The sequence below is a fragment of the Streptomyces sp. NPDC002463 genome (assembly GCF_042889835.1).
Taxonomy (GTDB): domain Bacteria; phylum Actinomycetota; class Actinomycetes; order Streptomycetales; family Streptomycetaceae; genus Streptomyces; species Streptomyces nymphaeiformis.
In genome coordinates this window covers 1-8757 of the sequence record NZ_JBIARL010000052.1, presented here as the reverse complement: position 1 = coordinate 8757, position 8757 = coordinate 1, and the positions used below count along the sequence as shown (strand labels likewise).

Below are 8757 nucleotides of genomic sequence, written 5' to 3'. Positions count from 1 at the left end.
AGAGCTACGCGGCAGGACTTCACCTTCGAGGATCGATCATGTGGCTGAAACACATCACCGCAGCCACATGATCCGAACCTCGAACAGCTCCTAGAAGAAGCCGAGCCTCTTCGGCGAGTACGACACGAGAAGATTCTTCGTGTGCTGGTGGTACACGCCTCGCATGGCCGCTGACCAGCGGAAACGGCCCCGATTGGGCCAAGCTGCAGGCGGCTGGTCCGCGTGTGGCCCGGATCTTGGTCGGCACGGAAGACCCCTGACCGTCGCCCCGTGGCGGCGGCAAGGGGGCACACAAACGAGGGGTGTGCCGACAGGGCTCCACGGAGCATGCCTCGACATGACGCTGGACTGCCGACCGCCGATATAAGTGCGAACCATGGCGGCATCGCAGCCCTTCAGCCGTGCGGAGCTGGCCGACGGGCCTGACCCAGCGGAGCGGCGTGCCGATTACTCCGGGCGAGGGCTGATGGTGCTTCGGCAGCCCAACTTCGGGTATCGGCGGAGAGCCGCCGGTCATGGGCCGAAGCGGCGAGCGGCTGCCTTGTGCTTCCTGAGCATGAGGGATCAAGGACCAGCAACAGTAGCGCGGCCTCGACTCCTTCAGCAGGACGTACGACGGGGCTCCGGCGACCCCGTACCGCCCGGTCGCGGCTGGACAGCGCGTGATGTCGGCGCGGACGGCCGTCAGGCGGCCCGCGTACTCCTCGGCGATACCACCCACCAGGAGGTCCATGGCCCAGCCGGGATCGATCGCCTTGGGCCATGTCCCGGGTGAAGTACGTGAGGACCTGGGCGTCGCTCGTCCCGAGGACGAAATCGAACTCCGCGTCCTCGCGGGGTTGGTGCACCCGCTTCACCACGAAAGCTCCTGACCTCGCGTTCCGTCGTTCCACCCAAATCATCCCCCGCGCGCCGCGAACCCGACGCTCAGCCGGTTCCCCTCGGTCGGCCCGGCCCTGGACCTGTCCGACCCTCAGCGCCCGACCCGTAGGCGTACGGGCGCGACTTCCCGCTCGTACAGCGGCAGCGACACACCGGACGGCCGGCGGGACGTTCGACACACGCCCTACGTCAGCGCATCGCCTGCCAGGTCGTCCTCGTCCCCGGCCAGCCGCTCCGGACCTGCCGGAGCGGTCCGCGGCGAGCTCCCGGCCCGCAGGGCAGCGACCTCGCCCCGGAGCTCAGCCAGTTCCCGGTGCAGTGCCTGGATGGCGACGATGGCCACGCCGTTGGCGTCGGTGCAGCAGATCGTCCTGTCGTTCTCACCCACCCCGAACGCTTTCCACCAGTCCTGCGCCATGGGTCCCAGGTGGCGTACGTGGGGAGGGTCCCAGTGATATCGCCACGTGCTGACGGGCAGCCGCACCACCTGTTCCAGCACCCGGTAGCCATTGACCGGATCGCTGGCGCCCACCACCTCCGGCACGGCCCCCGACGCCAGGCCAGAGGCGGAAGCGCCCTGTCGAAGACGCTTCCTGACCAGGGGCGGCATCCGCAGCCCGGCCAGGGTTTCCCTCAACCACCGGCCGCTCATCGTTCCCAGACCACCGCGACGACGTCGGTCTTCAGCCCGCGATCCGAGAAGAGCAGGCTGCCCCCTCCACCGCGGTTGGCCGGGTGGTTCACCGGGAGTTGGACGAGACCATTGCCCAGCCCGCTGCTGTGGGTGGTCTCACCGACCGCCGTGACGTCCCGCTCCTGGTTGATCATCGTGGTGTCGTAGGCGGGATTCCCGACCGCCAGCACGTTCGTGCTCGCCACGGCCGGAACGCTCAAGGCGCCCGTGCAGGTGGCCGCCGTGGCCGACAGCACCAGCAGGCGACGGGTGACGCGCTTCGTGGACATGGGGGGCTTCCTTTCGGTCGGGACGCCGTGTGCGTCCGCGATACCGCTAACGGCCTAACGGCGCGAAAGGTACGTGGCCTGCGCGCCGCGCTCAGGCCGCGGGCACCGAAGCTGCCAGTACTACGTGACACCAGCGCCGCCCGCCGGCGGCATCACATCCATGCCGGACGCGCAATCGCGAGGGGTCTCGTCCGCTCGATCACCGTCGTGCGCGACGGATTCAAGTCCTCGGGGGAGCGATCATCACCTGCCCGCGAGTACGGGTGAAACGCCGCTGTTCGGCGCACGACGCAGCGAGAATCCGACAGCCTGAACGAGGGGCCATGTGAATCCGGCTAGTTCAGTGCGACAGGCATCAGGGCGTCTCACGACGGCGGCATAAGTGCCACGGGCGTGTCATCGAGGCTGAGGCTGTGCCACGAATCTGAGGACCTACATCCGTGTAGGGTCTCGTGGCTCGTGGCATGACGCAGCGTGCTGACTCACTCCCCAGCTTCAGGTGAGCAAATCCGTAATACCGTGTCGAAGCCAGGCAAGCCCTGACATCATCTGCGAATGATCGTCACACCGATACCCGGCGCTCACCGCGGCAACGTCCTCCAGGTGCTCCGGAGCGTTCACACCGCCGCCATCAACCTGGGCAACTACCACCAGCCCGAAGAGAACCTGCTCAAGTACCTGACTTGGGCGACAGAGTCGGTCCGCGTCCTAAACTCGCAGATCCGCCCCAAGGACATCGACGCGCTCGTGCGCACCCCGCAATACTGGGCCCTGCTCGCCGGCGCGGGGCAGATCAACGGCCGGCTGGAGGCTGCGCTGTCGAATGGGCTCATCGACCTTGAGGTCCGCCAGCGCGTGGAAGCGTTCGACCTGGCGGTCAAGGCGTTCACGGAACAGATGACTCGATGGCCCGAGTCCACCTCCGTGCTCGTGCTCGACACAGGGCTGTTCATCAAGCACCCGACGAAGTTCGAAGAGACCGACTTCGCTGCCCTGGCCGGCACCGAACGAGATATCCGGATCGTCGTACCGATGGTCGTCGTGGAAGAGCTGGACCGGCTCAAAGAGTCTGGCAATCAGCAGGTCCGTTGGCGCGCGGGCTACAGCCTCGCAGTACTCGACCGGCTTCTTGAAGAGCGGGCGCCTCTGCCCACGGCCACGGTGGAAATCCTCATGGACAACCCCGGGCATGCGCGGCTGTCGGAGGCGGATGACGAGATCGTGGACCGAGCGCTCACCGTGCGCACGATGGCGGCTGGCCCAGTCCGACTGATCACGTACGACACGAGCATGGCGATGCGAGCGAAGTTCGCGACCCTGCCCGTACTGAAGCTGCGCACGGGCGCAGGCACTGGCAAGGAGCCGGGGAAGAAATAGAGCCCCTCACGCACCAGCGGGGCGCGAGCCACCCAAGCGTCCCCGCGTCATGGCGGAGCGCAGGTCAGGCCGCGACGAGCTCCTGCTCGCGGTCCGGCGTCTTGACCTTGGGCTTCTTGTTCGGCAGCGAGAGCCGGAAGACCTTGTGCCACGCGGAGAACACCTGCTTGGGCAGCGGCCCGGTGACGTACTCCAGCTCGTACTTTTCGAACAGCGCGCGCACCTTCACCGCGACCTCGGCGTACCGGTTGCTCGGCAGGTCCGGGAACAGGTGGTGCTCGATCTGGTGCGACAGGTTGCCGGTCATGAAGTGCATGGCCCTGCTGCCGCTGATGTTCGCCGAGCCCATCATCTGGCGCAGGTACCACTGGCCGCGAGTCTCGCCCTTGATCGACCGGCGCTCGAAGACCTGCACGCCCTCGGGGAAGTGCCCGCACATGATCACCGAGTGGGACCAGATGTTGCGGACCAGGTTCGCGGTGAACGTGGCGGCGAGCGTGGTGAGGAACGACGGGCCCGACAGCAGCGGGTGGATCACGTAGTCCTTGAGCACCTGCTTGCGGATCTTGCGGCCCACGGCCTTGGCCCGCGCGCGGAACTCCGGGTTCTTGCGGCGGCGCCTGTGCAGGTTCTTGCCGAGCTCCAGGTCGTACGCCGCGATGCCGTACTCGAAGAAGCAGGCGTTGATGAAGTTCCACAGCGGCTGGCCGAGGTGGAACGGGTGCCACCTTTGGTCCTCGTCGACGCGCATGATGCCGTAGCCGAGGTCGTTGTCCTTGCCGATCACGTTGGTGTAGGTGTGGTGCAGCTCGTTGTGCGAGTGCTTCCACTGCTCGGACGGCGAGACGTGATCCCACTCCCAGGTGGTGGAGTGGATCTTCGGGTCCCGCATCCAGTCCCACTGGCCGTGCAGGATGTTGTGGCCGATCTCCATGTTGTCCATGATCTTCGCCACGGACAGACCGGCGGTGCCGAGCAGCCACGCGGGCGGGAAGAACGAGAACAGCAGCACGCTCCTGCTGACCAGCTCGAGCTTGCGCTGCGCCGAGATGACCTTACGGATGTAGGCCGCGTCCTTCTCGCCACGGTCGGCGATCACCTCGTCGCGGATCGCGTCCAGCTCGCGGCCAAGCTCCTCGATCTGCTCCGCGGTCAGGTGGACGGTGGGGTCGATGGCGGTCAAGGTTGTTCCTACCGTTCGATGTCGCAGGGGCCCGCCGCGGCGGACACGCAGGTTTGGATGAGGACACCCGGCTCGGCCTCGGTGATCTCGCCGGTACGCATGTCGCGGACGGCGCCCGCCTTGAGCGGCGTGACGCAGCCGAAGCAGATTCCCATGCGGCACCCGGACGGCATGAGCACGCCGGCCTCCTCGCCGACGTCCAGCAACGGCGTGGCACCGTCCGCGTCGACGGTCTTGCCGGTGGCGCTGAACGTGACCTCGCCGCCGTCACCGGCGACGACGATGCTGGGGCGGAAGCGTTCGGTGTGCAGGCGCTCTTGCACGCCGTATTCGCTCCAGAGCTCTTCGGCGGCGTCGAGCAGGCCCGCGGGCCCGCAGGCCCAGGTCTCGCGCTCGGCCCAGTCGGGCACCAGTTCGTCGAGACGGGCGATGTCGAGCATGCCGTCCGTGTCAGTGTGCACCTCGGTGAGCCGCAGCTTCTCGTCCGCGACCAGGTCGTGCAGTTCGTTGCGGAAGATCACGTCTTGCGGCTGTGGCGCGCAGTGGACCATGACGACGTCGTCGAACTCGATGTCACGCAACATGCCCATCACAGGCGTGATGCCGCTGCCGGCCGTCAGGTAGAGCACCTTGGCGGGCTTGGCCTCCGGCAGCACGAAGTCACCGGTTGCCTGGTCGAGCTGGACCATCGTGCCCGGTTTCGCCCTGCGGACCAGGTGGTTGCTGACCTTGCCGTCCGGGATCGCCTTCACGGTGATCGTGACGCGGCCGTCCTGGCGGTTTGTCGGCGAGGTGATGGAGTAAGCACGCCACAGGCGCACCCCGTCGACGTCGACCCCGATCCGCACGTACTGACCGGCCGTGTGACCGCGCCAGCCCCGTCCCGGCCTGATCACGACAGTAGCGGCGTCACCCGTCTCGGGGTGCACGGCCTCGATGCGCCCACACAGGTCAGCGCCCGCACGCAGCGGGCTGACCAGGTCGAGATAGTCCGACGGCAGCAGCGGCGTCGTGACCATCTCCAGCAGTTTCCACGCCCTGCTGCGGAGGGCTGCACTCGTCATGACTCCAGCTTGCTGCGCCTCAGGGCGTAAAGTCCTGACCGTAGGACGTAAATCTGGTCGGCTGAATTGTTCGCAGGGAATAAAGCATGAGCCATCCAATCCGGAGGGTCACCGAACTGGCCCTGGATGAGACGACGGTCACCGCACTTCGGGCCGCGCTGAAGACCACCGCCGACGAGGTCGTCCAGGCGATCATCGACGAGGTCCCTCCCTACGCCAACGCCCTTTCGGGCCGCATGGGCGGCACCATCCGCCGAGCCGTCCGCACCGCCCTGGGGCACTACCTGGACCTCGCGAGCGGGAACGCCACAGGCGGCGACGCCGGTGACGCAGCCTACGAGCTGGGCCGCGGCGAGGTGCGATCCGGCCGTTCGATGGACGCCCTGCTCAGCGCATACCGCGTCGGCGCCCGCGTGGCCTGGCGATGCCTGGCAGCGGGTGCAGTACCCGCAGGCCTGCCCGCCGCCGAGGTCGCCAAGTTCGCCGAGCTGACCTTCGCCTACATCGACGAGCTCTCCGCCGCGAGCGCCGCGGGCCACGCCGACGAACTGGCCGCCCGGGGCAGGGCCCACGAGCGCCACCTGGAACACCTGGCCCGCGACCTCCTCGCCGGCGCGAGCCCGGACGTGTTGCTGGCCTCTGTTCAACGGGCCGGGTGGCAGCCTCCGGTTTCGCTGACCGCGGTTCTGCTGCCCGCCGCCCAGGCTCGGCCTGCCTACCGCGCGCTCGACCCGAGCACCCTCGTCCTCGACGATCTGCCGGACGCCTTCGGTGTGCTGCTCGTCCCCGATGCCGACCGGTCACATCTCTTGCGGCAGCTGACCGACCGCACCGCCGTGGTCGGCCCGGCCCGGCCATGGACTCGTGCGTCCGCCTCGTACGCACGCGCCGTACGCGCGCGCTCCCTCTCCCCTGATATTCGCGACACCGAGGACCACCTGCCCGAGCTGGTGCTGAGCGCCGACGTGGACGCGTTCGCAGACCTGCGTGCCCGAGCCCTCGCACCGTTGCGGACCTTGTCTGTCGCGACCGCACGGCGGCTGGAGGAGACGTTGCGGGAGTGGCTGCTGCACCAGGGCAGGCGGGACGAGGTGGCGGCGGCGTTGTTCGTCCATCCCCAGACCGTCCGGTACCGGATGTCGCAGCTGCGGGAGCTGTTTCCGGATCTCGCATCGCCGCATCGGGTCCTTGAACTGACGTTGGCGGTCGGTCTTCGGGTCAGCTGACGCATACTTCGACCGTCCACGACCGAGTCCGCGAGCGATCCACTATGGCCCGTGTACGCAATCGACGCTGAGAATACGGTGCCGTTTGTAGGGTCTCGCACTTCGTGGCACGGGTCGGGCTTCTTCGAACCGTCTCACAAACGTGGCATTTCTCGGAGAGAGCCCTTGCTGGGCGGCGGTCGGCCGAGCGGGTACATCCCGGCCCCACTCGCTCTGACGGAGGCCGTGACGCCGGCCGGAGCCTGACCGCCGTTGGCTTGCCCTCGGGAGAAGAGGTGCGCCGTTCTGAGGTCAGCAGCCTTGCCGAGGTGGCACCTCAGCCCCTGCGGACTCGCCGGGGCCGAGTGGGTGCGCGGCTCCCACGACGTCCTCCTCGGCGACCTCTTCCGGCACTACGCCAAGTTCCTGGACGGCGTGCGAGCGCAGGCCAACCGCCTCAACGAGAAGTCCATGGAGGAGTGGGACCGTGTCAGCCGGGGCCAGGCGCCTGAGCGGTGAGTCCGGAGTTTGGTCCGTGACTGGTCCGGAAGTGCTGGTCAGGGGTGGGACACCGGTGGGACGAACTGGGAGTTTCGGCGCAAACGAGCTCCCTCCCTGTGCGGTGTCAGCGAGAGGCGCCTGACCGGTGAAAGCCCAGGTCAGGCGCCTCCTTTTGTGTCCCTAGAAGAACCCGAGCTTCTTCGGCGAGTAGCTGACCAGCAGGTTCTTCGTCTGCTGGTGGTACAGCAACTGCACCCATGCTGACCTTGTGAAACGGCAGTAGGTGCGGCTCTGTGGCGGGGGCTGGTCCGGAAATGGTCCGGATCTTGGTCCGATGGGCGCCCGCCAGGGCCGTGTCTCGGCTGGGGTGGCAGTGATGGGGGTGATCGGGACCGGATGGGTCAGGTGGGTGGCTGCACGGATACCCACACCGGATCGACGTGCAGACGCGAGCCCGTGGGCCGTTCCAAGGCCAGGGAGCGGGAAGTCCCTGTTCTCCCCTTCGGGACTCGGTCAAGGGTGCTGGACCGGTCGGCCCTGGCCTATCGGGCGATGCCGGCGTTGCTGATGCGGGGCCACCCGTAGTGGTCCTTCCAGCGGAAGACGGTCGCGGCGCGCCAGTCGAGCTGCCATCCGGGCGTCGCGCCAGTCGTCGGGGTTAGGGTGCCGCGGGCATCGATCACCTTCGGGTTCGCGACGCGGGAGGCTAGGCGGACGGGGCCGATGTGCCGGTACGCGGGCCACCCGACACCCGCCCCGCCGTACACCTGTGGCCGGGCGTGCCCACCACCCGGCGGGCACAGGCCTGACTGCGTATCTGCTGCCGCACCGATGGCCAGCCTGCCACGTTCGCAGATGCCCACGCAGAGGGGCCAGGCCCAGCACGATCCGTACCCAGGGGCCCGGGAGCCTGTGCCCCCACCGGGCCGCCCCCGAGTCGGCGTTGCGGGCCTGGGTACGAAATCGACGATACCGAGATCAGGGACTATTCGTAAATGTACTCCCATTCGGAGCAGGCAACCGGAGTCGTGTCCGAGGCGCCATCCACCGTGCACACTCGCATCTTGTACGTGTAGATGCTGTAGAGGTTTCCGTCGGTCTTGTAGACACCGCCGGCGTCAGCCCCCTTGCCGTTATACCAGGAGGCCCACGGCGACTCGCTCTTTTCTACATAGGCACGCACACCGTGACCGTCGGCAAGGTAATCAAAGAGGCCGAAGTCATCGCCGTCGTCGTAGAAGTGCAGAGCTCCGGCGAGCTTGCCGCCACTGTAGAGGTATACGGCCTGGTCCGTAGCGGAGGCCGGAGTGGCGATGCCCACCAGGAGGGCGGGTACGGCCAGGAGGGTAAGCCATTTCTTGGACATGGAAACACCCTTGATTCGTTTCAGTGAACAGATCGCACTGCACGGCAATCGTTCCACGTGGGACATGATGGAAGGTCGCACGTTGACAGCCACTTCAAGGGAGTGCGGAAATATCCGACCCCCGGAAATATCTGTGCGAGTCGCTGTTCTCGCCGACAGGCCAAGAACGTACACCGACCCGAACCTTCGCGCTACGGGTTTGCGCCCAGGAATCGG

General features: G+C 67.3%; 8 protein-coding genes and 1 pseudogene. 3 read left to right on the top strand and 6 right to left on the bottom strand.

Features of this window, described 5'->3' with window-relative positions; all coding sequences use genetic code 11:
• Nucleotides 1-595: 595 nt before the first annotated feature.
• From ACFYX3_RS41855 to ACFYX3_RS41845, 3 genes and pseudogenes are all read right to left on the bottom strand, one after another.
• Nucleotides 596-860 (bottom strand): annotated as a pseudogene (locus ACFYX3_RS41855) (thioredoxin); the annotation flags it as partial.
• Between the two features lie 206 nt (nucleotides 861-1066).
• Entirely contained in the window at nucleotides 1067-1519 is a 453-nt protein-coding gene (locus ACFYX3_RS41850) for a tail fiber domain-containing protein (RefSeq protein WP_189801165.1), read from the bottom strand.
• Nucleotides 1520-1530: 11 nt separating this feature from the next.
• Nucleotides 1531-1845, bottom strand: coding sequence for a hypothetical protein (locus tag ACFYX3_RS41845; protein WP_328489964.1), 315 nt, complete (start codon nucleotides 1843-1845; stop codon nucleotides 1531-1533).
• Between the two features lie 555 nt (nucleotides 1846-2400).
• On the opposite strand from ACFYX3_RS41845, the gene ACFYX3_RS41840 reads away from it, so the two are divergent.
• The gene (locus tag ACFYX3_RS41840; RefSeq protein WP_376490028.1) at nucleotides 2401-3222 is read left to right on the top strand and encodes a PIN domain-containing protein; all 822 of its coding nucleotides are present in this window, start codon (nucleotides 2401-2403) and stop codon (nucleotides 3220-3222) included.
• A 64-nt stretch (nucleotides 3223-3286) separates the two neighbouring features.
• On the opposite strand, the gene ACFYX3_RS41835 is transcribed toward ACFYX3_RS41840, so the two are convergent.
• Both ACFYX3_RS41835 and ACFYX3_RS41830 read right to left on the bottom strand, forming a co-directional pair.
• Entirely contained in the window at nucleotides 3287-4405 is a 1119-nt protein-coding gene (locus ACFYX3_RS41835; RefSeq protein WP_389025376.1) for a fatty acid desaturase family protein, read from the bottom strand.
• 8 nt (nucleotides 4406-4413) lie between these two features.
• Entirely contained in the window at nucleotides 4414-5469 is a 1056-nt protein-coding gene (locus ACFYX3_RS41830) for a ferredoxin reductase (protein WP_389025374.1), read from the bottom strand.
• An 86-nt stretch (nucleotides 5470-5555) separates the two neighbouring features.
• Between ACFYX3_RS41830 and ACFYX3_RS41825 the strand changes: the two genes are divergently transcribed.
• Nucleotides 5556-6695: a CdaR family transcriptional regulator gene (locus tag ACFYX3_RS41825; RefSeq protein WP_189801160.1), complete on the top strand. Its 1140-nt coding sequence runs from the start codon at nucleotides 5556-5558 to the stop codon at nucleotides 6693-6695.
• 300 nt (nucleotides 6696-6995) lie between these two features.
• Nucleotides 6996-7193 (top strand): hypothetical protein, encoded by a 198-nt coding sequence (locus ACFYX3_RS41820; RefSeq protein WP_389025371.1) that lies wholly within the window; start codon nucleotides 6996-6998, stop codon nucleotides 7191-7193.
• Nucleotides 7194-8160: 967 nt separating this feature from the next.
• Here the strand turns inward: ACFYX3_RS41820 and ACFYX3_RS41815 are convergent.
• The gene (locus ACFYX3_RS41815; RefSeq protein ID WP_389025369.1) at nucleotides 8161-8598 is read right to left on the bottom strand and encodes a hypothetical protein; all 438 of its coding nucleotides are present in this window, start codon (nucleotides 8596-8598) and stop codon (nucleotides 8161-8163) included.
• Between the last annotated feature and the right edge of the window lie 159 nt (nucleotides 8599-8757).